26 protein-coding genes, 2 riboswitches and 1 other annotated feature are annotated in these 24,935 nt (G+C 40.7%); of the genes, 15 read left to right on the plus strand and 11 right to left on the minus strand.

The annotated features are described in order from the left end of the window. Positions 1 to 65: 65 nt before the first annotated feature. The 4 genes from MHI35_RS02970 to MHI35_RS02985 form a co-directional block, all read right to left on the minus strand. A complete protein-coding gene (locus MHI35_RS02970; RefSeq protein ID WP_335349126.1) occupies positions 66 to 551 on the minus strand; it encodes a YbaK/EbsC family protein in 486 nt (161 codons plus the stop codon). A gap of 18 nt (positions 552 to 569) precedes the next feature. Next, complete coding sequence (locus tag MHI35_RS02975; RefSeq protein WP_211063801.1) at positions 570 to 1,649, minus strand: helix-turn-helix domain-containing protein; 1,080 nt, start codon at positions 1,647 to 1,649, stop codon at positions 570 to 572. Continuing rightward, the gene (locus tag MHI35_RS02980; protein ID WP_211063800.1) at positions 1,650 to 3,311 is read right to left on the minus strand and encodes a 2-isopropylmalate synthase; all 1,662 of its coding nucleotides are present in this window, start codon (positions 3,309 to 3,311) and stop codon (positions 1,650 to 1,652) included. It lies immediately after the preceding gene. Positions 3,312 to 3,367: 56 nt separating this feature from the next. Next, positions 3,368 to 3,632 (minus strand) — a binding site (T-box leader). A 242-nt stretch (positions 3,633 to 3,874) separates the two neighbouring features. Continuing rightward, on the minus strand, positions 3,875 to 4,762 hold the full coding sequence (locus tag MHI35_RS02985; protein ID WP_144521740.1) for a helix-turn-helix domain-containing protein: 888 nt from the start codon (positions 4,760 to 4,762) through the stop codon (positions 3,875 to 3,877). Positions 4,763 to 4,972: 210 nt separating this feature from the next. Between MHI35_RS02985 and MHI35_RS02990 the strand changes: the two genes are divergently transcribed. Next, positions 4,973 to 5,851 carry an AraC family transcriptional regulator gene (locus MHI35_RS02990; RefSeq protein WP_211063799.1) on the plus strand — a complete coding sequence of 293 codons (879 nt, stop codon included), beginning with the start codon at positions 4,973 to 4,975 and terminating at the stop codon, positions 5,849 to 5,851. A gap of 3 nt (positions 5,852 to 5,854) precedes the next feature. Further along, entirely contained in the window at positions 5,855 to 6,427 is a 573-nt protein-coding gene (locus tag MHI35_RS02995) for a GNAT family N-acetyltransferase (RefSeq protein ID WP_211063798.1), read from the plus strand. A gap of 127 nt (positions 6,428 to 6,554) precedes the next feature. Here MHI35_RS02995 and MHI35_RS03000 read toward each other — a convergent pair whose 3' ends face one another. The 7 genes from MHI35_RS03000 to MHI35_RS03030 form a co-directional block, all read right to left on the minus strand. After that, on the minus strand, positions 6,555 to 7,382 hold the full coding sequence (locus MHI35_RS03000) for a hypothetical protein (protein ID WP_211063797.1): 828 nt from the start codon (positions 7,380 to 7,382) through the stop codon (positions 6,555 to 6,557). After that, a complete protein-coding gene (locus MHI35_RS03005; protein ID WP_211063796.1) occupies positions 7,379 to 8,107 on the minus strand; it encodes a CPBP family intramembrane glutamic endopeptidase in 729 nt (242 codons plus the stop codon). Before MHI35_RS03005 ends, MHI35_RS03000 begins: the two co-directional genes overlap by 4 nt. A gap of 94 nt (positions 8,108 to 8,201) precedes the next feature. Next, positions 8,202 to 8,612 carry a hypothetical protein gene (locus MHI35_RS03010; protein ID WP_211063795.1) on the minus strand — a complete coding sequence of 137 codons (411 nt, stop codon included), beginning with the start codon at positions 8,610 to 8,612 and terminating at the stop codon, positions 8,202 to 8,204. A gap of 5 nt (positions 8,613 to 8,617) precedes the next feature. Beyond that, entirely contained in the window at positions 8,618 to 9,070 is a 453-nt protein-coding gene (locus MHI35_RS03015) for a LytTR family DNA-binding domain-containing protein (protein ID WP_211063794.1), read from the minus strand. Positions 9,071 to 9,075: 5 nt separating this feature from the next. Further along, positions 9,076 to 9,636, minus strand: coding sequence for a GNAT family N-acetyltransferase (locus MHI35_RS03020; RefSeq protein WP_211063793.1), 561 nt, complete (start codon positions 9,634 to 9,636; stop codon positions 9,076 to 9,078). A gap of 4 nt (positions 9,637 to 9,640) precedes the next feature. After that, positions 9,641 to 9,826, minus strand: coding sequence for a Fe3+ hydroxamate ABC transporter substrate-binding protein (locus MHI35_RS03025; RefSeq protein WP_249407417.1), 186 nt, complete (start codon positions 9,824 to 9,826; stop codon positions 9,641 to 9,643). A gap of 420 nt (positions 9,827 to 10,246) precedes the next feature. After that, positions 10,247 to 11,434 carry an MFS transporter gene (locus MHI35_RS03030; protein ID WP_211063792.1) on the minus strand — a complete coding sequence of 396 codons (1,188 nt, stop codon included), beginning with the start codon at positions 11,432 to 11,434 and terminating at the stop codon, positions 10,247 to 10,249. Positions 11,435 to 11,535: 101 nt separating this feature from the next. Here MHI35_RS03030 and MHI35_RS03035 point away from each other — a divergent pair, with 101 nt between their 5' ends. The 13 genes from MHI35_RS03035 (at position 11,536) to purF (ending at position 24,868) form a co-directional block, all read left to right on the plus strand. Then, positions 11,536 to 12,432, plus strand: coding sequence for a LysR family transcriptional regulator (locus MHI35_RS03035; protein WP_211063791.1), 897 nt, complete (start codon positions 11,536 to 11,538; stop codon positions 12,430 to 12,432). Positions 12,433 to 12,547: 115 nt separating this feature from the next. Continuing rightward, positions 12,548 to 12,649, plus strand: a riboswitch (purine riboswitch). A gap of 144 nt (positions 12,650 to 12,793) precedes the next feature. After that, complete coding sequence (locus MHI35_RS03040; protein WP_003214014.1) at positions 12,794 to 14,119, plus strand: NCS2 family permease; 1,326 nt, start codon at positions 12,794 to 12,796, stop codon at positions 14,117 to 14,119. A 381-nt stretch (positions 14,120 to 14,500) separates the two neighbouring features. Next, entirely contained in the window at positions 14,501 to 15,301 is an 801-nt protein-coding gene (locus MHI35_RS03045; RefSeq protein ID WP_211063790.1) for a hypothetical protein, read from the plus strand. Between the two features lie 206 nt (positions 15,302 to 15,507). Then, positions 15,508 to 16,062 (plus strand): DUF2179 domain-containing protein, encoded by a 555-nt coding sequence (locus tag MHI35_RS03050; RefSeq protein WP_024424505.1) that lies wholly within the window; start codon positions 15,508 to 15,510, stop codon positions 16,060 to 16,062. Then, complete coding sequence (locus tag MHI35_RS03055; RefSeq protein ID WP_012009137.1) at positions 16,059 to 16,259, plus strand: NETI motif-containing protein; 201 nt, start codon at positions 16,059 to 16,061, stop codon at positions 16,257 to 16,259. Before MHI35_RS03050 ends, MHI35_RS03055 begins: the two co-directional genes overlap by 4 nt. 79 nt (positions 16,260 to 16,338) lie before the next feature. Next, positions 16,339 to 16,440: riboswitch (purine riboswitch) on the plus strand. A gap of 169 nt (positions 16,441 to 16,609) precedes the next feature. Further along, complete coding sequence (purE, locus tag MHI35_RS03060; protein ID WP_050945777.1) at positions 16,610 to 17,098, plus strand: 5-(carboxyamino)imidazole ribonucleotide mutase; 489 nt, start codon at positions 16,610 to 16,612, stop codon at positions 17,096 to 17,098. Beyond that, positions 17,091 to 18,233, plus strand: a complete 1,143-nt coding sequence (gene purK / locus MHI35_RS03065; RefSeq protein WP_211063789.1) for a 5-(carboxyamino)imidazole ribonucleotide synthase — start codon at positions 17,091 to 17,093, stop codon at positions 18,231 to 18,233. Before purE ends, purK begins: the two co-directional genes overlap by 8 nt. Further along, positions 18,230 to 19,525, plus strand: a complete 1,296-nt coding sequence (gene purB / locus MHI35_RS03070) for an adenylosuccinate lyase (RefSeq protein ID WP_012009140.1) — start codon at positions 18,230 to 18,232, stop codon at positions 19,523 to 19,525. The genes purK and purB overlap by 4 nt, the downstream gene beginning before the upstream one ends. A 72-nt stretch (positions 19,526 to 19,597) precedes the next feature. Beyond that, positions 19,598 to 20,320 (plus strand): phosphoribosylaminoimidazolesuccinocarboxamide synthase, encoded by a 723-nt coding sequence (gene purC, locus MHI35_RS03075; protein ID WP_012009141.1) that lies wholly within the window; start codon positions 19,598 to 19,600, stop codon positions 20,318 to 20,320. After that, positions 20,313 to 20,567: a phosphoribosylformylglycinamidine synthase subunit PurS gene (purS, locus tag MHI35_RS03080; protein WP_003214349.1), complete on the plus strand. Its 255-nt coding sequence runs from the start codon at positions 20,313 to 20,315 to the stop codon at positions 20,565 to 20,567. The genes purC and purS overlap by 8 nt, the downstream gene beginning before the upstream one ends. After that, positions 20,564 to 21,247: a phosphoribosylformylglycinamidine synthase subunit PurQ gene (gene purQ / locus MHI35_RS03085; protein ID WP_012009142.1), complete on the plus strand. Its 684-nt coding sequence runs from the start codon at positions 20,564 to 20,566 to the stop codon at positions 21,245 to 21,247. Before purS ends, purQ begins: the two co-directional genes overlap by 4 nt. Continuing rightward, positions 21,231 to 23,462, plus strand: coding sequence for a phosphoribosylformylglycinamidine synthase subunit PurL (purL, locus tag MHI35_RS03090; protein WP_119124503.1), 2,232 nt, complete (start codon positions 21,231 to 21,233; stop codon positions 23,460 to 23,462). The genes purQ and purL overlap by 17 nt, the downstream gene beginning before the upstream one ends. Further along, on the plus strand, positions 23,438 to 24,868 hold the full coding sequence (purF, locus tag MHI35_RS03095; RefSeq protein WP_012009144.1) for an amidophosphoribosyltransferase: 1,431 nt from the start codon (positions 23,438 to 23,440) through the stop codon (positions 24,866 to 24,868). The genes purL and purF overlap by 25 nt, the downstream gene beginning before the upstream one ends. The last annotated feature ends 67 nt before the right edge of the window (positions 24,869 to 24,935 follow it).

The raw sequence follows: 24,935 nt of genomic DNA on the forward strand, positions 1-24,935 counted from the left end.
AAAAACCTTTGTGTATCAAGGGTTTCTAGCTCTTTTTATTTTTAATTGCACTTTTTCCTTTCGTTTTAATTTGTGAATTCATCATTCCATCCTTTACACACATCAATCCATTGTGAATAACCGGAGTATTTTTCTAATTGTTTGATTGTGAGTTCAATAGCGCTGTTACTGCTCCCGCAAGCCGGATAGACTGTTTCAAAACGTTTGAGTGAATGATCTAAATAAACAGATACGCCATTCTTTATAGCAAAAGGACATACTCCGCCAATTTCATGACCGACCAAGTCAACGACCTCATGAGGAGAAAGCATTTTAGCTTTTGTTTTAAAATATTCTTTGAATTTTTTGTTATCCACTTTTGCATCGCCAGAGGTCACAATTAAAATAGCTTGTCCATTTACTAGAAAGGAGAGTGTTTTTGCGATTCTTTCAGGATCGCAGCCCAATGCAGATGCAGCCAAGTCTACGGTTGCACTAGATACTGAAAATTCCTGAATCCGATGATCCATATCATATTGTTTAAAATAATCTTTTACTTTCTCGATCGACATGATGATTTCTCCTTTTTATTAGTATTGATTTGATGTTTGCTCGACTTTATTATTTAAACGATATTGATGTGGTGTTAGGTGATACTTTCTCTTAAATAAACGAATGAAATGCTCTACATTTTGATAACCAACGGTTGTCGCAATATGATCTACTTGCAAATTGCTACAAGTGAGCATTTCACACGCTTTTTCTAATCTTATTTCTTGTCGAATCTCACTAAATGATTTGCCAAGCTTACGAGCTATATATTTAGACAGATAAGATTGTGAAAGGTTAAATTCCTCTGCTAGCTCCTGGATTGTTATATGCTCACAACATTGCTGAATATATTGGAGCATTTGAATCATACGTATATCACTATATTGTTTGACCTGGTTTACGTTCAAATGACTTGGTTTGAATCTTAATAAGAGACATAATAATATCTCAAACAAATTATTCATAATCAACTGGTAACCAGGAAACCGATTATAATTTTCTGTAAAAAGTTGAAGGGAGCAGTCTAGCAAATTTTTATCCAAGCGACTATGGAAAATAAGAATATTTTTATTTTCTTTTCTATACAATGCATTCAAAAAGAACTCTGAAATGACATGAGTGCCTTTTAACATTTTAAAAAACACTTTTTGAAAAGTACTTTTACGGATCATGATTTGGATTGCGATTGTATTCTCCATTACAATTGGCTTGTGTATGGTGTTAGGTGGAATAAAAGCAATATCTCCTTGTTGTAAAGCCATTTTTTTGCCTTCCACTTCTACATACATTTCATTTTCCAGAACATAGATCATCTCAAAGAAATCATGGATAGCCGACAATTGAGGCATAAAACGGCTATACTTTCTCACTTCAATATCTTTCTCCTGACTTAACCACATGGTATCCTCTTTTTCAAATTCATTCTGCCCTTTTAGCAAAAATTCTTCTATATATATTTGCTTTTGCATGAAATTGTTTTGATCATAATCCTTCAAAAATAATTGCAATGATTGATTGTCATGCTTTTTCTGTTGGTATTGTTGATAAAAGATTTCTTGCTCGTTGTATTCTCTTAAATATTGCATCGCTTCATGTTTTTCAAGTTTATCTTTTTCCATCTACATCCAAACCTCTAGCCTATTTACTGCAACCACAAGGGCTTTCACGGTTGCTTCTATAATATCTTTATCAATCCCAGCGCCCCAATGCATTTTTCCTTGATATGAAATTCCAATCTGTGCACAGGCTTTTGCTTGAGAATCCTTGCCCAAAGAATTCTGTTCATAGACTTCCAAATCATACTCGAGATGAAAATATGCTTTTAACGCATTACTGATCGCATCTAAACTTCCAGTGCCAGTTCCTTGTATTTCAATTTGTTGATGATCTCTCAGCAAAGTTAAGGTGACTTCCTGCTTTTCTCCTTTATGAAATTGATAATCAAGCAGCTGGAAATGAGGGTGAAAATCAACATACTGCTTTTCAAAAACATGATATATTTCTTCGACAGACAATTCCCTATTTGTCTGATCAGATACTTTCTTCGCTTCATATCCCATGGCTTCATTCATTTGATAAGGAAGTTGAATGCCATAATTTGTTTCTAGTATATAACCTATGCCGCCTTTTCCAGACTGGCTATTGATTCGAATCACATCCGTTTGATAATTCCTCCCCAAGTCAACTGGATCTACTGGGATATACGGAACGTCCCATTTATCAATATTATTTTCCTTTCTATATTTCATCCCTTTAGATATCGCATCTTGATGTGACCCAGAGAATGCGGTGAATACCATCTCGCCAGAATATGGCTGTCTCTCATGAACAGTAATGTTGGTTAGTTTTTCATATTGTTTGCGAATCGCTTCTAGGTTATTGAAATTCAATTTTGGATCATAACCTTGTGAGTACATATTCATCGCCAAGGTAATCAAGTCTACGTTCCCTGTACGTTCACCGATACCAAATAATGTACCTTCGACTCTTTCTGCGCCGGCTAGCACGCCAAATTCTGCATCACTCACCCCAGAACCGCGGTCATTATGTGGATGAACAGATAATGTCACACTGTCTCGGTAAGTCAGATTTTTGTGTATATACTCAATTTGACTTGCGAAGATATGAGGCATTGAATATTCAACTGTTGTCGGAATATTGATGATTGCTTTATGATTTGGAGTCGGTTTCCAAATATCTAAAACACTGTTACAAATATCTAACGCATAATCAACTTCTGTTCCTGGAAAGCTTTCAGGACTATATTGAAAATAAATATCGCTTTCTGTTTTTTCGGAAAGTTCCTTTACTAAAATAGCTCCATCCATTGCCATTTGTTTCACTTCATCTTTTGTTTTCTTAAATACTTGTCTGCGCTGCGCTTCTGAAGTCGAATTATATAAATGAACAATCGCTTTCGGTACCCCCTTAATGGCTTCGAAGGTTCGGCGGATAATATGCTCTCTCGCTTGCGTGATCACCATAATCGTGACATCGTCTGGAATCATATGATGATCAATCAGTGTCCGTAATAGCCTAAACTCCGTATCAGAAGCAGCTGGAAATGCGATTTCAATTTCTTTAAAACCGATCTCTACTAGTAACTGGAACATTTCCAATTTTTCTTCTAAGTTCATAGGAATAGGTAATGCTTGATTTCCATCCCGTAAGTCCACACTGCACCATATCGGAGCACTTTCTAATGTTTCGTTCTTCACCCAATCATAAGTAAGGTTCGGTGGCAAAAAGTATTTCTTTTCGTATTTTTTGTGGTTAAACATCATCCATTCCTCCTGTAATTGGAATATAAAAAAAGCCTATCATCTCCAAGATTGAACTTGGAGACGAAAGACTTCTTCTTACGCGGTACCACCCCTGTTTCATGATAACCTTACATTATCATGCCCTTATTCGGATACAGATTGTTATATCTTATATCCTTCCCATATAACGGTGGGGTGCCGACCTTAACTACATCAATCCTTTTCATTTCACTAAGGCTACTCTAAGGTGAGTTCCCTGCCTTTTTGTTATTGCTTCTCATCAACCAGCAACTTTCTGAAAACATTTAGGCAAGTACTATTCCTTATCATCGCATTCTCATTTTTCTGATTTTTTCTATTATACCAAGATGACAAAAAAGAGATAGTGGTAGGGATGTCTTTTTCAATTGATTTTTTTTGTCCTATGGGTGTTTATCTTCATTTTACTTCTGTTTTAATGTGGTATCCTCCTCACCAAATAAAAATCCAAGGCCACAAATAAAGGTGAGTGAATTCAAAGCGAACAATAAAATCGCGCCCATTTTTTTCATATCAATTAACCTCCTCTTAAATTCAGTCTGTTAGCCTTCGAAGTTTAAATTCACTGGTTCATCCTCTAAATGATCCACAGTATTTTGTTCTGTCACTGGCACACTTTCATCTACAATTTTAAAACTAAGTTCGTCCATCCAAATGTGACCTGGACCTTGTAGTAATATGCCAAACGCAATGACTTCACTTTTTACTGGAACATCTAGTACGACACTAAAATGATTCCATCCATTTGTTCCTGTAATAGGACGGTTCATCATGTTGTCAAACGCAAGAATTTCACCTGAAGAGTGGTCAATTCTCATCCATAAACCAGCTGAGCCTTGCACATCTTCGCTTTTAACAAAAGCGGAAAATTGAAGACGTTCCCCTTTGTAACGCTCAGACTTAATTTGCTGCATCAATGTTGCGAAACCTCCAGCTTTTTTATCTTTTGATTTTAAATAAGCGGAGTTAGTCCCACTGTGTACAATTTTGTTATCCAGACCTGTTTCATAGTCAGATGGGGTATCCCCCGTCATAATCCAGCCAGTAGGTGTGTTCTGATGATCAGCCATATTTGTTTCCTCCTCATTAATTACATTCCTTAATAATTTCCGATAACGTGCGGGTGACATGTCATATATCTTCTTAAAGGCTCTAGTGAAGGATTCCTGTGAACTAAATCGATACTGCAATGCGATGTCAATCGCCCGTTGGTCTGTATGAATTAAATCCTTCGCCGCTTGGGTCATCCGTCGTTCCCGTATATAATCAACCACTGACTTCTTAATCACTTTTTTGAACATACGGTGAAAGTGAAACCTAGAATAACCAGCGTGTTTCGCTAGAGTTTGAAGCGGTAAATCGTCTTTCAAATGTTGTTCAATATAATTTAATGTTTCCTGAATCGTTTTCTCATGTTCTTGATAGGACAACCGAGCACCTCCTTGCCTTGTGAATTTAGTATAGCGGAAATCTTCTTTTAGAAACTTGACTTTTTGTGCTATGTTGCAATTTCAAAGAATAGAGGAAAAACATTTTAAGAAATAAATAAGTGGAAGTCTATTAAAAATCAACAATTAGCACAAATGATCAAAAAAAAGAGGAGGGAAGTAATAAAATAAAAGGTAGAGGGGGGAGAAACAATGGATTACTATGAGAGAATACAGCATTCAATTGAGTTTATTGAGGAGAACCTCCAAAACAATATAAGTATAAAGGAGATTTCCTCGAAATCCTGCTTTTCAGCGTTTCATTTTCAGCGATTGTTTCAAGCCATTACAGGTTTTTCTGTGCAAGAGTATATCAGAAATAGAAGGCTCTCTGAGGCTGCTAGATTATTAAAAGAAACAAAGCAGAATGTCTTACACGTAGCGATTGCTTTCCAGTATGGATCTCAAGAAGCGTTTACTCGTGCTTTTGTACAATTCTTTGGAGTGACACCAGGCAGGTTTCGAAAAGAGGGAGTGATGTTAAAGAAACAAAACAAAATGGATTTTTTAGCGTACCAATATGCGTTAGAGGGTGAACTCAATATGAATAAACCCGTTATGACTCAGTTAGATAATTTTTATATCATTGGTTACGAGTATCAAACTAACCTTCAAAATGAGGATTATTTTACGGACATTCCTTTGTTTTATATGGATTTTGGAAGAAAGAAATATTATCAACAGATTCCAAAAAAAATAGCACCTCATATGGCTTATGGTGTATCTACTTCTTTTCAAGATGATGGCCGTTTTTCGTTTGTGGTAGGGGAAGAAGTGGTAGAATCCGATATAGATTTAAATGAAGGGTTTGTAAAAATAGTGATTCCTGAGGGGAGATATGCAGCATTTAAAGTGAGTGGATCTCATGAAATGGTGCAAAACACTAGAATATATATCTATGGTAGCTGGCTTCCAAATTCTAATTATGAAAGAACGAGTGGGCCAGATTTTGAAATAACAGATGTCTTACATTCGAATGGCCCGAATGTTATCAAAATGAAAATCTATATTCCTATCGAGAAGGGGGAGTAAGAGATGCAAATAGAAAGTCTTTTTGGCACTTTTCCTGTAGTTGCGTCAAAGAATGTATTGTTAAAAAAGGTGGAAGAGCATCATCTGCCAGAGCTATTTTCAATTTATGATAATGACACGGTCTTTCAGTATTGTGGAATCATTCCCAAACATAACCCCCAAACGGTAAAAAAGATGATTGGTCATTTTGAACGAGATTATGCGAAGAAAAGCAGAGTGAAATGGGGAATCTTTCAAAAGGATATGCCTCATACGCTAGTTGGCATCATTGAAATAATGGACCTTAATCAAAAAGTGAATGCGGTGACGATTGGCTATTTCTTGGCAGAGGAACATTGGGGCAAGGGCATCGCAACAGAAGCTGTCTCTACACTTGCGACATTTCTTTTTGAAGAGGTTGATATTAATAGAATTCAAGCAGAGGTCATGCCAGCAAATGAAGCATCAAAAAAAGTCCTATTGAAAAATGGTTTTATCAAAGAAGGGCTGCTCAGACAAGCTGTTTTATGGTCCGGCAAAGGAGTTGTTGATTTAGAAATATACAGCATGTTGAAAGAGGATTACATGAGTGAATGAGCACGAGAACATGATGATGCTTATATGGCGTTTAGGATATCAGCTTTTTGTTAAGATCTTATTTTTCTGTATTTGGGAACTCCTTTTAGAAAATAAAAAAGCGAACACTGAGCTCGCTCATTAAGGTTTATTTCATTTCGTTTGAAAATCGAATTTGTCTATCTTTTAGTTCATCATAAAAAGTGAAATGTTGTAACTTCAATTCTTCACAGACTTTTTTGATGATCCATTTGCCTCGTTCCTCAATCCTAAGATTTACTTTATGTAGGTACTCACTTAATTCTTGTTCATTTTGAGGTTTTAATTGATTGTAATTTCCTATGCTTTCAAAATGTCCTTCCCAAAATTCACTCACTGTCCATTCTTCATCATTATTCACATAAGGTTGAAGGAAATATCGTTCGACGAACTGTTTCCAACATCCTAATGGTTGAAAGAATTCAAATAGTGAATACATCGTAACATCCCAATAATCTTGAGAAAATAAATACCGGCCCGAATTCATCCAATGTGGTAATACGGTGAAATTTCCAATGCAGTGGGTGGAAGTAGCGAATTTTTCAAACTCAAGTTTGAGATGACTATCCGAATTAATTTTTTTAGAATGATTGAAAGTCGTAATGAACGAATTCATTGTTTCTCCACGGAGCGAATTGTGACGATCTAAAGAAAGCTGAGATTTAAGCTTTGGCTCATATTCAGTACTCCAAAGTAATTGATAAATATAAAAAGGTTCTTTATCACAGTCAGCTTTACGACCAGTTTTTTTAGTGACATTACAGATTCCGATTTCTTTCAGTGTACGGCTTTTATAATCTAATATTAATTCAATTGATGATTTATCTTTCGGTATGGGCTCTTTGATATAGCTTTGCTTAAAATCCCATTCCCAAGGCTTGATTTTAAGTTCTTCACACTTTTCAAACCAGCCTTCTATCCATGTGTTCCCCTTCATTTCTTTCCTCCTCTTTTCATTCTTAATCTTCTCCACAACACCACCGCAAGAACAAGCAAAATGACACATTGAATCGAAAGTAAAAGCATTTGTAATTCCACATGCGTTTGCCCATTTGTGGTTTGATCCACGATATTATGAACGGCATGCCATAAGATCACCCATTGCAGGCTGTTAGTGAGTGCCACAATTTCAGCTGCAACGAATCCAAATAAAAAGGCGAAAAAGATTTGCGCCACTGTTAATGCGAGGCTTTTTCCGCTTAGTAGATTAGCAGAATGACCAAGGCCGAATAGTACGGCAGATCCCCAGATGGCGGTACTCAGATTGATCTGTTTTAAATATTGGAACAGGATGCCTCGAAAGATTCCTTCTTCAAACAGACCGACACACACCATGAAGAAACAAAGCGACATGAAAGAAGATAGTGATAAGTCCTTGTTTAATCCAGCGATAAACGGGATGGTCTCGATGATAAGGATGGGAATGACCCACATTCCGAGAGTCCCTTTTCGAAACCCTATATCTTTCAAGTGAAAACGACTTTTTTGAATAATGAATAGAAGTAAAAGACACCCCGCCAGCATGGCACAGCCATTGATGATATAGATGGTCATTGGGTCGGTTACTTCTTTGATGGATATATAGACACCTGCACTTGTTGGGATGATTAAAGAAAACAGCAGTAGAAGCACAGCTTTTCGAATGATTGTCATTGGTTTCATTGTTGATTCCTCCTCTAATGTCAGAGTAGTGGAATCAAGCAGGAGCCTCAATCAAATCTTCCTAACATGTCAATTTATCGCCCTAAGATGCATATTAAGATGTTGTTCGTTTTTTTCGCTGCTGTAAAAGTTCATTGATTTCAGCAGCGGTTGCCTGATCTTTTTTATACAAGATGTACTTAATCAAAAAGAATAAAGCCATGACCACAAGAAAATTCACAATGATCGTAGGGAGACTGATTTCACCACTGACGATGATGATGGTTGTCATAATCATACACATCACAAGGATGATATATAAGATTTGTTGAAAAAGAATCCGATTATGACTGTACGTATGTTTAGGGTATAGCAAGAAGGTCAGGGCACTGGAAAAAAAGGAACTGAACATGATTGCTTGTAACATGTAAATCGGCATTGATCCAAATGTGAAACAATAAATCAGCACTAATACCGTAAAGATCATACAAAATGTGATTAAAAGATTAATGATATAACGTCTCATCCTGTTCACTCCCTCCGTAACCCAAGCTTCTCTTTTAATGCTTGAATATAAAAACGTGAAATCATCACTTTTTCTCCATTTGTCAGGTTTGCTTCGAAACGGCCACTCGTTTTAGGAGAAATAGCGGTAATAGAATCAATATTAAGAATCATTGATTTCGAAATCCTGACATAGTCATGCTCCTCAAGCTGTTTTTCGAGTTCAAATAACTTTTCTTTTATAAGAAACACTCCATCTGTCGTATACAAAAACGATCTTTTATCGACACTTTCTATATACAAAATGTCGTGATAAGAAATCTTTTTCATGTTTTCTTTCTCAGGGTCTTTTGCTAGGAAGAATGGGGCTGATTGCTCCACCTGCTGGATCAGTTTTTCAATCGTCGAGTTGAGCTCATAAATGTGAAAAGAAACATATTCTACTTGTGGCTTTTGAATGAAATGGATATCTGTTTTCATTTATTTTATTTGTAATCCCGCTTCAAAATGGAATACATAAACACATCATCAAACCCATGTTGACCAAGATCATACTCTCTCAATAAACCCTCTCGTACAAAATTAATCTTCTCCAATAATTGAACAGAGGACGTATTAGCTGGATCAATAATCGCTTCAATCCGGTTCAAGTTCATTTCCTGAAATCCATATCGTAACACCGCAGCAATCGCTTCCTTCATAATGCCTTTTCTCCAATGATCGTGGTGTAATTCATAGCCAATTTCGGTGCGGTAGTGCTGTTTTTCTAGATTGAGAAAGCCGCAGCTGCCGATAATGGCTGGATTGTCTTTTAGAGAAATGCCCCACCGGATGCCTGTTTGTTCTTTGAAGATATTGTCATACCACTTGATTTCTCCTTTTGTGTCCTCGATGGATTCATGAGCATCAATGCCCATGTAGCGGCACACGGTTTCATTGGATAAATAGATGTGCATATCCTCAGCATCTTCGATCGTTGCTTGTTTTAAAATTAGTCTTTCGGTATGTATTGTTGGAAATGTTTGTGGAAAGTTGATTTTGTTCATTTAGTTATCCTCCATGAGATGTCTTTTGTTCTGTACATGCCTTACAATAAAAAACCCCTTCATTCCTCAACCAAGCCTTCACCTCTGTCATCCCTTTTCTCTTTGGATAGACCAGCTTGACGTACACTTCTTCGTTTCCTTCTATTTTTTTCTGACAGTTAGCACACGTGGGTTCTTCGAATCGAAACAATCGACATACTCCTTTTTGTAGATATTTCTTCCATTATATCAAATATCCAACTTGTTCTTTCGACTCTATTCTTCACTTTCTCTATTTTTATCCGACATATGCTAAGTAAAATAAATTTCTATTTGTTGAAACCGTTTGAGAGAAAGCTTGCTCTAACAGGTGTAGGAGGTGTGAGTGAGATGAAGCAAGTGCGTCTAATCAAAAAAGCACAAAAAGGGTGACCAATTTAAAGACAGCTTCTATGCAATCCACCTTTGAATTTGATAAGAAGAAGTTAGATTCAATATCATCTAAGGATTATGGGCTTTATCTTGATTTGTCAGAACTAAATATGTTGGCGCCACACAAAGAAATAAAGGTCACCATTCCAGTAAAAAAGAAACGTCAAAAGCTAGTCAATAAATAAAAGAGCGAACATGGTTATACATGTTCGCTTTTTGTCCGCTTTTGGTCCAACTGATTGCGATGGAACGAGTACCGAATCAACATGAATGCCACAAAACTAGCTATCCCGCCAATCCAACTTAAATTCGTTACATTTGTATACTGAATAATCACGCCGCCCATTGATGATCCGAGCATCATGCCGATATTCATAATTGCTGTATTAAAACTCAGCACGGTTTCTGATGCTTGAGGTTTTAGAGAAATGAGATAAAACTGCTTCGCTGGCGTTGTCGTCCATGTTGCGATGCCCCATATGGCTAGTGTGATCAAGACGCTAATTGTAGAAAATTGTGTGAAAAATAGGGTGAATAGAGTGACCATCTGGATCATGATGCTGATCGAGATGGTTCGGTTTGGTCCCCATTGATCAACGGCGAAGCCGCCAAAGCGTGAGCCAATAAAAGCAGCGATTCCTAAAATGAGTAAGGCGATACTTGTCATTTCAAGAGAGAAGCCAGCGGTCTGTCGTAATAAAGGCGAGATATAGGCGAATACCATTGTGTAGCCTAAGATCCAAAAGACGGTTGTGGCTAATCCGCTGATCACTCTGCTATCTTGAAGGAGATGTAATTGCTGCTTCAATGGCAGATGTGAATGTCCCTCCATGCGTGGCAGTAATTGATAAAGCAGGAATAAAAGACAAGCAGTACCTAGTGCAATGATGAGAAAAATATAGTGCCAATCCACATGACCTGATAAAAATGTGCCAATCGGCACACCAAGTACGAGTGAAACGGTAAAACCAGTAATGACCGTTGCCATTGCGCTTCCCTTTTTTTCTGGCGGGGCGATCTGCGCTGCATAATTCGTGGCGACGACAATATATAAGCCGCCACTCATCGCCATGATGACTCGGGATAGCAGGAGCAGCATAAAGTGATGGCTAAAAAAGGCGACCACATTGCCTAAAATAAACATAAAAATTGCCGATAACAGGACCTTTTTTCGGTTCAATTTCGATGTTGCCATCACTAAAAAGAGAGCACCTACTGCATAAAAGAGAGAGTAAACGGTAATAAGCTGCCCGGCAACAGGAATGGAGATATTTAGATCAACAGAAATAATATCTAGAATGCCTGACACGACGAATTCTGACGTGCCTGTGACGAATGAACCGACAGCTAAAAGAATAATCAATAGCTGATGTGATGTGTTTTTCATTTTTGAACCCTTCCTTCAATTTGATACGTTGTATTTAGTTTAAATTCCGTGCTAACATAAGTAAAATTGATGTTTTTCATGAAGGAGATGAGTGAATACTCATGAGCTTTGTTCGCTTTGATATTGTTGCAAAAGTGGTCGAGCTTGGCAGTTTTACCGCAGCAGCTGAAGCATTAAATATGACGCAGTCCGCGGTCAGTCATGCGGTGGCGAGTTTAGAAACGGAGTGGGATGTGTCTTTATTCATTCGTGATCGAAAAAAGGGCATTATGCTAACGGACATTGGTCAAACGCTTCTCCCGCATATTAGAGAAGTGTTAAATAGATTGGAGAAAATCCAGCAAGAAATTGCGTTAACGAAAAATATCGAAACGGGCTTGATTCGAATCGGAACATTTGCCAGTGCATCAGCTTGTTTATTGCCTAAGCTGCTTGTGAGCTATCAGAAAAAACATCCGAAAATCGAATTTAAATTTTATGAGGGAACGTATGAAGAAATATTGGAGTGGCTGGACTCTGGCATCATTGATGTTGGTTTTGTTGTGAAAGGCCATGCAGATGAAGCTTTTGACTTGCTGCCGCTAATCAAAGATGAGATGGTGGTCGCCTATCATCCAAATCATCGCTTTCACCAGCAGTCCATTGTAGATATCACAGATTTGGCGGATGAACCGTTTATTATGCCGACTGGCATGTATCAATCACATGTAGAGGATATTTTTGCTGAGGCTCAATTGAAGCCAGCTACTTTATTTGAAGTACACGATTGTACGACCATTGCTCGTATGGTTGGGGAAGGGCTTGGTGTTACGATAGGTCCTGAGCTGTTTTTAAAAACGCAGCAGCTTGTGCACATTCGACAGTTGAATGTCTCTCATCACCGCCAGGTTGCGCTCGCCTGTCCGTCTCTCTCTCAAGCTTCTCCAGCTGTGAAAGAGTTTTTCCATATAGCCGAGGCAGTTTTTGCAAAAGAGAAGGGTTTGGAGAAGGGTGTATAAAGAACTAGATGAGATTTTCCAAATTCGTGTAATAAGCCGAATGAAGCGGACATTTTTTTGAAAAACGTTCGCTTTTCGTATTGTGTTTTAAAAATGAAGTTGGTACAATAGACACAGAAATCAAATAGATAGAAGTCGTATAATAGCGGGGATATGGCCCGCAAGTTTCTACCAAGCTACCGTAAATAGCTTGACTACGTCAATTCACACTCGTTTGATATAAATCATGCATTGTTCTTGTTTTATGTCACGGTCTGAATTCACATATGTAGTCAAGCGTCCCAAAAGTGTTGGGGCGTTTTTTATTTGACTTGTGAATGGGGCAGACTAAAGCAAAAGGACATGAAGGGAGTCAGTTGGCTTGAAACAGTTTTTTCAGTTTGATGAATTAGGAACGAATTACCGCAGAGAAATCATCGGTGGTTTAACCACATTTTTGGCGATGGCTTACATTTTGTTTGTCAATCCGATCACACTTGCTTTAGTGTCGGTACCGGATTTTCCAGATAAATTACGAATTGATCAAGGCGCTGTCTTTACAGCGACGGCGCTAGCCTCTGCCGCAGGGTGTATTCTGATGGGGCTAATTGCTAGGTATCCGATTGCGATTGCTCCAGGTATGGGCTTAAATGCCTTTTTCGCCTTCTCGGTTGTTCTTGGCATGGGCATTACATGGGAAGCAGCACTTTCTGGTGTGTTTGTATCAGGATTGATTTTCGTTGCCCTTTCTTTAACAGGTTTCCGTGAAAAAATCATCAATGCCATTCCGGCTGAGCTAAAGCTAGCGGTTGGTGCGGGTATTGGTCTATTCATTACCTTTGTCGGTCTGCAAGGATCTGGTATTATTGCTAATAATGATAATACGCTCGTTTCGATTGGAAACATTCATAGTGGTCCTGTCTTATTAACGGTGTTTGGTATCGTGGTGACTGTTATTTTAATGGTTCTGCGAGTGAATGCAGGGGTCTTCATTGGGATGCTTGTGACAGCTATTGCAGGAATGATTGTTGGTCTTGTCCCAGTACCGACGCAAATTGTGGGAAGTATTCCAAGCTTGTCTCCAACCTTTGGTCAAGCCTTGATTCATTTGCCAGACATTTTCTCAATCCAAATGCTTGTCGTGATTTTGACGTTCTTATTCGTTGGGTTCTTTGATACAGCAGGAACGCTTGTGGCTGTTGCAACCCAAGCTGGTCTAATGAAAAATAATGAGCTGCCGCGTGCAGGAAGAGCACTTCTAGCGGATTCATCTTCAATTGTTGTCGGTTCTATTCTTGGAACATCGACGACAACATCTTATGTTGAATCTAGCTCAGGTGTTGCAGCAGGTGCACGTTCTGGATTTGCATCTGTCGTGACAGGTATTTTCTTCTTGCTTGCGATGTTCTTCTCGCCGCTTTTATCCATCGTTACAAAGAATGTGACAGCACCTGCTTTAATCATTGTGGGGGCACTGATGGTCGCTCCGCTTGCGAAGATTGCATGGGATCGTTTTGAAATTGCTGTACCAGCGTTCTTAACGATGATTATGATGCCACTCACATACAGTATTGCAACAGGGATTGCGGTTGGCTTTATTTTCTACCCGATTACGATGATCTTTAAAGGGAAAGCCAAAGAAATACATCCGATTATGTATGGATTGTTTGTGATCTTTATTCTCTACTTTGCTTTCTTAAATCATTAATTGTTGACAAAGGGTTAAAACGATCTTTATTTTAACCCTTTGTCTTCTTTTTTTCAGCGTGATAGAAAACCTTTGCAGTCTAGGAAGGACGAGCACTGACGCGGAGCGAATTTGACATTCGTGAGCACCAGCGCGCAGGACTGACAAAGAATGCGAGGGCTTGTCTACACGCTGAAACAGCAGCTCATGCAAGCTGCTGTTTTTTTGTTTTGCCTTATTTTCTTGCCAATTTAAAACCTCTGCTACCCTTTATCCGTCTATTCGTATGAACGTCAAGGAATCTTGACGGAACAGAGAGACTCCGCTACTTTAAGAGGAGTCATCCGGATAGGTCATTCGTATGAACCTGTCAGGATTGTGCTGGATAGGAGTTGATATGAGATGTTAGAAAAAGATGAAGAGCAAAGTACATCAGACTTAAAAAATGAAGAGCCATCAATAGATCAAGAAACTAGGCAATCCCGCCTTAGTAGAAGTGCCGCAAAACGTGGAAGAACGTCGAAAGCGAAAGCGACAGCGGATGATGAGCGTTCTACCATTCAACGTATGCTGCAAGGTGTAGGAGGCGCGTTTAAGCGCTATAGCTCATATGGACTTGCGATGTTAAAATCACCGAGCCAGGCCATCAATCAAGCGGAAACATTACGGATGAAGTATGCTTGGATTTCAATTGTGTTATTCAGCGTGTTTTTTGCTTTAGGCAACTATGTTCAATTAAAGGCGTCAAAGACTCGTTTATTAGGCTTTGGCATTCATTACTCTTTTGGTGACGCCTTTTTGAGGGTAGCGGTCTTTACACTCATTCTGCTCACACTGATGATGCTCACCGTCTGGTTACTCGGAAAGTACATGCTAAAAGGAAACATATCACTGAAAGAAGTGATCATGAAGTTTGGTGCCGCACTTGTACCGGTTTTGGTTTTATCGATCCTTTGGCTTGTATTTGCCATGCTGAATATTCCATATGTGACGGTCATTTTATCTGTGATGATGTTCTTTGGTCTCCAGTTGATTGCGGTCGTATTGTTTCGCTCGATTCAATCGGATCATGAAGCGGCGCGCGGTGATTTGATTTATACCGGCTGGGTCTTTTTATTGGTGGAGCTTGTCATCATTGCACTGCTCTGGGGCATTGTTGGAGAGTATTTGATTCCTTCGCTTGTGCCTGTTCGATTTGGATAATATATACACTGAAAACCTCCTTTTTTTAAAAAGGAGGTTTTCATGTTGAGAAGAGGAAAAAACGGGTAAACTCTTGGTAATAAAGACCACCGTTCTTGTCGAAAGATATATGTGTTTTTCTCGCGCAAATTTGATTGTATCAAGGTATGTTCTCTAGTAGAATATGGGGTGCTTTATTTGATTTTTTAGTGCAGGGGGTTCGAATCGTGCTTCAACAACTTTTATCCAATGCGTTCACCATGGTTTTGATCATTTTAGTGATTAATATTGTCTATGTCTCTTTTTCCACCATGCGTTTGATTTTAACAATGAAAGGCAGACGGTACGCAGCAGCTTTTGCTGGTACGATTGAAATGCTGATTTATGTGATTGGATTAAGTATCGTGCTTGATAACTTAGATCAAATCCAAAATGTTATTGCGTATGCGTTAGGTTATGGGATGGGGATCATTGTCGGGATGAAAATTGAAGAGAAGCTGGCACTTGGCTACACAACTGTTAACGTGATCACAAAAGAATTAGATGTCGATCTCCCAAGACAATTGAGAGAAAAAGGATATGGTGTCACCAGCTGGGTAGCAGGCGGTCTTGAAGGAGACCGGACAGCATTGCAAATTTTAACACCGAGAAAATATGAACTGCAATTATATGAAACGATTAAAACGCTGGATTCAAAGGCATTTATCATTTCATATGAGCCCAAATCGATTCACGGCGGCTTCTGGGTGAAGGCTGTGAAGAAAAGGAGAATTAAAGAATGACCGCAAAACCAAAGAAGAAGAAATTCTATGTGGAAGACAACATGACGATCGATCAAGTGTTGTCCCAGATGGCAGCGGAAGGCTACTCGCCTGTCCGACGAATGGAGGAGCCCATTTTTCAGGAAAAGAAGGAAAATGGGTCGATTCAGATCATTCCGATTGGGAAAAAAATCGTATTTGAAGGAAAAATAGTCTAAATCCGAACATTAAAACGACGACTTCATAGATTGTTCGATAAATCCGTTGACATCATGAACATCCGTTGTTAAGATAAACATGAAATCAAAACACGAACCTCATATAATCTTGGGAATATGGCCCATAAGTTTCTACCCAGTTACCGTAAATGACTGGACTATGCAGGATAGTGAACAAAACTGACATGGCAATTCAAAAGCGAACAGCGCTTACCATGGCCCGGTTTGTGTTGCTTCCTAACAATGCAATGCAAATCGGGTCTTTTTGTTCGGCGTTTGACAAGCTACTTAGGTTTGGGAAGCGTGTCAAACGATACAAAATCGAATATCAGCTTAAAGGTGGGGACAAAATGAAGCCGCTTGTAGGTGTCATCATGGGAAGTACATCTGATTGGGAAACAATGAAAAATGCGTGCGATATCTTAGAGGAATTAGACATTCCGTATGAAAAACAGGTCGTATCCGCACACCGGACACCTGACTTGATGTTTGAATATGCGACAGAAGCAAGAGGTAAAGGACTAAAAGTCATCATTGCCGGTGCTGGAGGCGCAGCACATTTACCGGGGATGGTCGCAGCAAAAACGACACTGCCGGTCATTGGTGTGCCCGTACAATCAAAAGCACTAAATGGGCTGGATTCCTTATTATCCATCGTTCAAATGCCAGGCGGTGTACCCGTTGCGACAGTAGCGATTGGCAAAGCCGGTGCAACAAATGCAGGTCTTCTAGCTGCACAAATGATTTCAGCATTTGATGAAACAATCGCTGCTCGCCTTGAGGAAAGAAGAGAGCAAACAAAACAGACTGTACTAGAAAGCAGTGATCAGCTTGGCTAAGCAGACCATTTTTCCAAACGCAACCATCGGTATTATCGGCGGAGGTCAGCTTGGTAGATACATGGCCGTCAGTGCAAAGCAAATGGGCTACCGGGCAGCTGTCTTAGACCCAGTCACACAATCTCCTTGTGGACAGGTTGCTGATACAGAAATCACAGCTGCATATAGTGACCTGGATGGAATCAGACAGCTCGCAGAAATTAGCGATGTCGTGACCTATGAATTTGAAAATATTGATTACGATGCACTTAATCAATTGAAGGAAGAGGCCAATTTACCGCAAGGAAGTGAACTTCTTCTTTTAACTCAAAATCGTGAAACAGAGAAAAAAGGGATTGTAGATGCCGGCTGTGAAGTCGCGCCTTATCGCATCGTTCATGATGAAAAAGAGCTTGAAGACGCAGTAACCGTGCTTGGTTTGCCAGCCGTTCTGAAAACATGCAGAGGCGGTTACGACGGAAAAGGGCAGTATGTGATCAAGGAAAAAGGACAGCTTCACGAAGCATCTGCATTGCTCACACATGGAACTTGTATTTTAGAAAGCTGGGTCCCATTTCAAATGGAGCTTTCGGTGATCGTCACTCGTTCTATTCATGGGGAGATCGCGGTATTCCCAGTCGCTGAGAACATTCATAAGCACAACATTTTGTTCCAGAGCATTGTGCCTGCAAGGGTAGATGAAAGCATTCAGGAGAAGGCAAAAGCACTGGCAACGACACTGGCTGAGAAGCTGGGGCTAGTGGGTACACTTGCTGTAGAACTGTTCCTGACAAATGAAGGAGAGCTACTCGTCAATGAACTGGCGCCTCGCCCGCATAATTCTGGTCATTATACGCTCGATTTATGTGAGACGAGTCAGTTTGAACAGCACGTTCGTGCGATATGCGGTTTACCGCTTGGCGGCACAGCCCTTTTATCAGAGGGCATGATGGTGAACTTATTAGGCGATGAAGTAGACATCCCAAAAGAGCATCCCGAACTTCTCAAAGAAGCGAAGCTTTATCTATATGGAAAGCATGAAGTAAAAGCCGGCCGCAAAATGGGGCATATGACATTTATGAAACAGCTCGATGATGAATGGATGACAAACATCACAAAGATATGGACTGAAAGAGATGGAGGAAACGGGAAATGATCGAACGTTACGCACGACCAGAAATGTCAGCAATCTGGACAGAGGAAAACAAATTTAATGCATGGCTTGAAGTAGAAATTCTCGCTTGTGAAGCTTGGGCAGAGCTTGGTGTCATTCCGAAAGAAGACGTTGTGACTATGCGTAAGAATGCAAGCTTTGATATTGATCGTATTCTAGAGATTGAACAAGACACGCGCCATGACGTGGTTGCCTTTACGCGTGCTGTATCTGAATCTCTAGGAGAAGAAAGAAAGTGGGTTCATTACGGGTTAACCTCTACAGACGTAGTGGATACGGCGCTTTCATATCTATTAAAACAGGCGAACGATATCTTGCTCAAGGACATTGAGAGATTTGTTGACATCCTAAAAGAAAAAGCGAAAGAGCATAAATACACGGTCATGATGGGCCGTACACATGGTGTACATGCTGAACCGACAACATTTGGTCTGAAGCTTGGTCTTTGGTACGAAGAAATGAAGCGTAACCTAGAACGTTTTAAACAAGCGAAAGCTGGCATCGAATTCGGCAAAATTTCTGGAGCTGTTGGCACATATGCGAACATCGACCCGTTTGTTGAGCAATATGTATGTGAGAAGCTTGGCATCAAAGCTGCACCAATCTCCACCCAAACCTTGCAGCGTGATCGTCATGCAGACTACATGGCAACTCTTGCACTCGTCGCAACAAGCATTGAGAAATTTGCTGTTGAAATTCGTGGTCTTCAAAAGAGTGAAACACGTGAAGTAGAAGAGTTCTTTGCAAAAGGACAAAAAGGATCATCAGCAATGCCGCATAAACGGAACCCAATCGGCTCTGAAAATATGACGGGAATTGCCCGCGTCATCCGTGGATATATGCTGACAGCTTATGAAAATGTACCACTTTGGCATGAGCGTGATATTTCTCATTCGTCTGCTGAACGCATCATTTTACCAGATGCAACGATTGCACTGAACTACATGCTAAACCGTTTCTCAAACATTGTGAAAAACTTGACGGTCTTCCCTGAGAACATGAAACGCAACATGGACCGTACACTTGGCTTGATTTACTCACAGCGTGTTCTTCTTGCATTAATCGATACAGGCATGGCACGTGAAGAGGCATATGATACGGTTCAGCCAAAGGCAATGGAAGCGTGGGAGAAGCAAGTGCCATTCCGTTCATTAGTAGAAGCGGAGGAAAAAATCACATCACGCTTAACACCTGAACAAATCGCTGACTGCTTCGATTACAACTATCACTTGAAAAATGTCGATATGATTTTCGAACGTCTAGGTCTTGCGTAAGAAAAGGGTCACCTGCTCGCCAGGTGCCCAATCCTGAAAATTGCCAACATTCAAATTAGGAGGCCAACCTGAATGACTGTGAAACAAGAACTTCTCTACGAAGGCAAAGCGAAAAAAATCTATCAGACCGATGACGAGCATATTTTATATGTCGAATATAAAGACTCAGCGACAGCATTTAACGGCGAAAAGAAAGCTGAAATCGAAGGCAAAGGCAGACTGAACAACGAAATTTCAAGCTTAATCTTTCAAATGCTGCATGAGAAAGGGATCAACAATCACTTTGTGAAACGCCTTTCTGAAACAGAACAGCTCATTCAAAAGGTGCAGATTGTACCGCTTGAAGTGGTTGTGCGAAATGTGGTAGCAGGCAGTATGTCAAAGCGCCTAGGCATTCCAGAGGGAACAAAACTGGATACACCATTGATCGAGTTTTACTACAAAGATGATGCACTCGGCGATCCGCTCATTACAGAAGATCATATTCGCATTTTAGATGCAGCGACACCAGAGCAGGTCGAGGAAATGAAACAAATCACAAGACAAGTAAATGAAGAGTTAAAGCAAATCTTCTCAGACTGTCATGTGAATTTAATTGATTTCAAGCTTGAATTCGGAATAGATCACGAGAATCGTATTTTGCTAGCTGATGAGATTTCACCTGATACGTGTAGGCTTTGGGACAAAGAGACAAACGAAAAGCTTGATAAAGACGTGTTCAGACGAAACCTGGGCGGCTTAACAAATGCATACGAAGAAATTTTCAAAAGACTTGGAGGCCATAAACATGTATAAAGTGAAAATTTTTGTCAGCTTAAAAGAGAGCGTTCTTGATCCACAAGGAAGTGCCGTGCAGCACGCTTTGCACAGCATGTCTTATCAGGAAGTAAAGGATGTCCGTATCGGGAAATACATGGAGCTTGTCATTGAAAAATCAGATCGTGATTTAGACACAGTCGTCAAAGAAATGTGTGAAAAATTACTGGCCAACACGGTGATTGAAGATTACCGCTATGAGGTGGAGGAGGTTGTCGCACAGTGAAGTTTGCAGTGATCGTCTTGCCTGGCTCTAACTGTGATATCGATATGTACCATGCGATTCAAGATGAGTTAGGTGAACAAGTTGAATATGTATGGCACGACGAAACGAGTCTAGACGGATTTGACGGTGTACTCGTACCAGGCGGTTTCTCTTATGGGGATTACTTAAGATGCGGTGCGATTGCTCGCTTTTCAAACATCATGCCGGCGGTGAAAAAAGCAGCTGCGGAAGGAAAACCTGTTCTTGGTGTTTGTAACGGGTTCCAAATTCTTCAGGAGCTTGGCATTCTTCCAGGTGCGATGAGACGAAATAAAGATTTAAAATTTATCTGTCGTCCAGTGGAACTCATTGTAGAGAACAACGAAACGCAATTCACAAGCGGCTATCAAAAAGGCGAATCCATTTCGGTTCCTGTAGCGCACGGTGAAGGCAACTTCTACTGTGATGAAGACACTTTAGCAAAGCTTATTGAAAATAACCAAATCGCTTTCACTTACGGAGACGATATTAACGGCAGTGTCAATCGAATTGCAGGTATTACGAATGAAGAGGGCAATGTACTCGGCATGATGCCGCACCCTGAGCGCGCGGTGGATTCATTACTAGGCAGCGCAGACGGACTTAAATTGTTTCAATCTATCGTGAAAAATTGGAGGGACACTCATGTCACTACTGCTTGAACCAAGTCACAAGCAAATTAAAGAAGAGAAATTGTATCAGCAAATGGGGTTGAGTGATGAAGAATTCGCTTTAATCGAATCCATTATTGGCAGGCTGCCAAACTACACAGAAACAGGTATTTTTTCTGTCATGTGGTCAGAGCATTGCAGTTATAAAAACTCAAAGCCTGTTTTAAGCAAATTCCCGACAAAAGGAGAGCATGTTCTTCAAGGTCCTGGGGAAGGCGCTGGAATCGTTGATATTGGAGACAACCAAGCGGTTGTATTTAAAATCGAATCACATAACCATCCATCTGCGATTGAACCGTATCAAGGAGCAGCTACTGGTGTCGGCGGAATTATCCGTGATGTATTCTCCATGGGTGCGCGTCCAATTGCTGTACTAAACTCTCTTCGTTTTGGTGAACTGACTTCACCGCGCGTGAAGTACTTGTTTGAAGAAGTAGTGGCAGGGATCGCAGGCTATGGAAACTGTATCGGAATTCCTACAGTCGGCGGAGAAGTTCATTTTGATCAAAGCTATGAAGGCAATCCGCTCGTGAATGCGATGTGTGTTGGATTAATCAACCATGAGGACATCAAAAAAGGGCAAGCAAAAGGTGTCGGCAACACGGTCATGTACGTTGGTGCTAAAACGGGACGTGACGGTATCCACGGTGCAACATTCGCATCTGAAGAATTTTCTGATGAATCAGAAGAAAAACGTTCAGCAGTTCAAGTCGGCGATCCATTCATGGAAAAACTTTTGCTTGAAGCGTGCCTTGAAGTCATCAAAAACGATGCGCTCGTTGGGATTCAAGATATGGGAGCGGCTGGCTTAACAAGCTCAAGTGCGGAAATGGCGAGTAAAGCAGGGTCAGGTATTGAGATGAATCTAGACCTCATTCCGCAGCGTGAAACAGGTATGTCCGCATACGAAATGATGCTATCTGAATCACAAGAGAGAATGCTTCTAGTCATTGAAAAAGGCCGTGAGCAAGAAATCATTGATATTTTCGAAAAATACGATCTTGAAGCAGTATCAGTCGGTCATGTAACAGACGATAAAATGCTTCGTTTACTTCATCAAGGTGAAGTGGTATGTGAGCTTCCTGTTGACGCTCTTGCAGAAGAAGCACCGGTTTATCACAAGCCGTCAAGTGAGCCTGCATACTATCGTGAGTTTTTAGAAACGAAAGTGGAAGCTCCAGCGATTACAGATGCTGCACAGACATTAAAGCAGCTCCTTCAGCAGCCAACGATTGCGAGTAAAGAATGGGTCTATGATCAGTATGACTACATGGTTCGGACAAATACCGTCGTTGCACCGGGCTCTGATGCGGGCGTACTAAGAATCCGTGGAACGAAAAAAGCCCTAGCGATGACAACAGATTGTAACGCACGTTATCTTTACCTTGATCCAGAGGTCGGCGGGAAAATCGCCGTCGCAGAAGCAGCACGTAACATTGTCTGCTCAGGCGCTCGTCCACTTGCAGTGACAGATAACCTAAACTTCGGTAACCCAGAGAAACCAGAAATTTTTTGGCAAATTGAAAAGTCTGCTGACGGGATTAGCGAAGCATGCCGCACGCTAAGCACACCAGTTATCGGTGGAAACGTCTCTTTATATAACGAATCAAATGGAACAGCGATTTACCCAACACCAGTCATTGGAATGGTTGGTTTGGTTGAAGATACTGCTCATATTACGACGCAATCGTTCCAGCAAGCTGGCGATGTGATTTTCGTCATTGGTGAGACGAAGGAAGAATTTGCAGGCAGTGAGCTTCAAAAGATGACAGAAGGCCGTATTTACGGAAAAGCACCAGAAATTGATTTGGACGTAGAGCTGGCGCGTCAAGAAGCTCTGCTCGCTGCGATTCAAAACGGTCTCGTTCAATCAGCACACGATGTGTCTGAAGGCGGACTTGGTGTAGCACTTGCTGAAAGTACATTTGGAACTGACGGACTTGGCGCAGATATCCAAATCGATTTAGACAGCGAAGCTTCATTATTTAGTGAAACACAGTCACGTTTTGTTGTCACAGTGAAACCGGAGCACCGCGAAGCGTTTGCTGCGGCTGTCAAAGATGCGAAAGAAGTCGGTACGGTGACAAATGATGGTGTGTTTACTGTCAAAAATCAAGAAGGACAACAATGGATTCATGCAGCGGTCAACGAGCTTGAACGTGCATGGAAAGGAGCGATCCCATGCTTGCTGAAATCAGAGGCTTAAATGAAGAGTGTGGTGTCTTTGGGGTTTGGGGACACGAAGAAGCCCCACAAATCACATATTACGGATTGCATAGTCTTCAGCACCGAGGACAAGAAGGTGCGGGAATCATTGCAACAGATGGTGAGAACCTGACGTCACACAAAGGCCTTGGACTGATTACGGAAGTCTTTCAAAACGGTGAGCTAAAGGATTTGAAAGGAAAAGGTGCGATTGGACACGTTCGGTATGCGACAGCAGGCGGAGGCGGCTTTGAAAATGTGCAGCCCCTCTTCTTCCGTTCGCAAAACAATGGTAGCCTTGCCCTTGCCCATAATGGAAACTTAGTGAATGCAACGCAGTTAAAACAGCAGCTAGAAAACCAAGGGAGTATTTTTCAGACCTCTTCTGATACCGAAGTGCTCGCTCATTTAATTAAGCGCAGTGGGCATATGGAATTAAAAGAGCAGATCAAAAATGCACTGTCCATGCTTAAGGGAGCCTATGCTTTCTTAATCATGACGGAAACAGAAATGATCGTGGCGCTTGATCCGAACGGTTTACGTCCGCTTTCACTTGGTATGCTTGGGGATGCTTATGTTGTCGCTTCTGAAACATGTGCATTTGATGTTGTCGGTGCCACATATTTACGTGATGTGGAGCCTGGCGAAATGCTCATCATTAATGATGAAGGCCTCAAATCTGAGCGCTTCTCGATGAACATTAACCGCAGCATGTGCAGCATGGAATACATTTATTTCTCAAGACCTGACAGTAATATCAATGGTATCAATGTGCATAGTGCGAGAAAGAGTCTTGGCAAAAAGCTTGCTGAGGAAGCGCATGTCGAAGCAGATGTTGTGACAGGTGTACCAGATTCCAGTATATCTGCAGCGATTGGATATGCCGAAGCAACAGGTATTCCGTATGAGCTTGGTTTGATTAAAAACCGTTATGTCGGGCGGACGTTTATTCAGCCGTCTCAAGCATTGCGTGAGCAGGGCGTACGGATGAAGCTGTCTGCTGTACGGGGTGTAGTCGAAGGAAAGCGTGTTGTGATGGTGGATGATTCCATCGTACGCGGTACAACAAGCCGCAGAATTGTCACGATGCTCAGAGAAGCGGGTGCGACGGAAGTTCATGTACGCATTAGTTCACCGCCAATCGCACATCCATGTTTTTATGGGATTGATACATCCACACACGAAGAGCTGATTGCTTCTTCTCATTCAGTGGAAGAAATTAGACAGGAAATCGGTGCAGACTCCATTGCATTTTTATCTGTAGACGGTTTAATGGACGGGATTGGCAGGAAGTATGATGATCCGCAGCGCGGTCAGTGTTTAGCATGCTTTACTGGAAAATACCCGACTGAAATATATGAAGATACGGTTCTTCCGCATGTGAAGGAAACGGTCCTGACGAAATAATCGAATAAAGGAGCAGCAGTCAAGATGAGTTGATATGCTGCTCTTTCATTCTGCCGAAAATACATGG

The organism is Bacillus sp. FSL K6-3459, assembly GCF_038003305.1.
In the GTDB taxonomy this organism is placed as follows: Bacteria; Bacillota; Bacilli; order Bacillales; family Bacillaceae; genus Bacillus; species Bacillus pumilus_O.

What these genes read in the sequence shown, in the direction of transcription:
- purL (WP_119124503.1), top strand. Translation starts at nt 21,231, where the DNA reads ATGTCACTACTGCTTGAACCAAGTCACAAGCAAATTAAAGAAGAGAAA.
- MHI35_RS03010 (WP_211063795.1), bottom strand. Translation starts at nt 8,612, where the DNA reads ATGAGACGTTATATCATTAATCTTTTAATCACATTTTGTATGATCTTT.
- MHI35_RS03045 (WP_211063790.1), top strand. Translation starts at nt 14,501, where the DNA reads ATGTTAGAAAAAGATGAAGAGCAAAGTACATCAGACTTAAAAAATGAA.
- MHI35_RS03030 (WP_211063792.1), bottom strand. Translation starts at nt 11,434, where the DNA reads ATGAAAAACACATCACATCAGCTATTGATTATTCTTTTAGCTGTCGGT.
- purC (WP_012009141.1), top strand. Translation starts at nt 19,598, where the DNA reads ATGACTGTGAAACAAGAACTTCTCTACGAAGGCAAAGCGAAAAAAATC.
- purF (WP_012009144.1), top strand. Translation starts at nt 23,438, where the DNA reads ATGCTTGCTGAAATCAGAGGCTTAAATGAAGAGTGTGGTGTCTTTGGG.
- MHI35_RS03000 (WP_211063797.1), bottom strand. Translation starts at nt 7,382, where the DNA reads ATGAAGGGGAACACATGGATAGAAGGCTGGTTTGAAAAGTGTGAAGAA.
- MHI35_RS02970 (WP_335349126.1), bottom strand. Translation starts at nt 551, where the DNA reads ATGTCGATCGAGAAAGTAAAAGATTATTTTAAACAATATGATATGGAT.
- MHI35_RS03020 (WP_211063793.1), bottom strand. Translation starts at nt 9,636, where the DNA reads ATGAACAAAATCAACTTTCCACAAACATTTCCAACAATACATACCGAA.
- MHI35_RS03005 (WP_211063796.1), bottom strand. Translation starts at nt 8,107, where the DNA reads ATGAAACCAATGACAATCATTCGAAAAGCTGTGCTTCTACTGCTGTTT.
- purS (WP_003214349.1), top strand. Translation starts at nt 20,313, where the DNA reads ATGTATAAAGTGAAAATTTTTGTCAGCTTAAAAGAGAGCGTTCTTGAT.
- MHI35_RS03015 (WP_211063794.1), bottom strand. Translation starts at nt 9,070, where the DNA reads ATGAAAACAGATATCCATTTCATTCAAAAGCCACAAGTAGAATATGTT.
- MHI35_RS02980 (WP_211063800.1), bottom strand. Translation starts at nt 3,311, where the DNA reads ATGTTTAACCACAAAAAATACGAAAAGAAATACTTTTTGCCACCGAAC.
- MHI35_RS02990 (WP_211063799.1), top strand. Translation starts at nt 4,973, where the DNA reads ATGGATTACTATGAGAGAATACAGCATTCAATTGAGTTTATTGAGGAG.
- MHI35_RS03055 (WP_012009137.1), top strand. Translation starts at nt 16,059, where the DNA reads ATGACCGCAAAACCAAAGAAGAAGAAATTCTATGTGGAAGACAACATG.
- purB (WP_012009140.1), top strand. Translation starts at nt 18,230, where the DNA reads ATGATCGAACGTTACGCACGACCAGAAATGTCAGCAATCTGGACAGAG.
- MHI35_RS02995 (WP_211063798.1), top strand. Translation starts at nt 5,855, where the DNA reads ATGCAAATAGAAAGTCTTTTTGGCACTTTTCCTGTAGTTGCGTCAAAG.
- purE (WP_050945777.1), top strand. Translation starts at nt 16,610, where the DNA reads ATGAAGCCGCTTGTAGGTGTCATCATGGGAAGTACATCTGATTGGGAA.
- MHI35_RS03035 (WP_211063791.1), top strand. Translation starts at nt 11,536, where the DNA reads ATGAGCTTTGTTCGCTTTGATATTGTTGCAAAAGTGGTCGAGCTTGGC.
- MHI35_RS02975 (WP_211063801.1), bottom strand. Translation starts at nt 1,649, where the DNA reads ATGGAAAAAGATAAACTTGAAAAACATGAAGCGATGCAATATTTAAGA.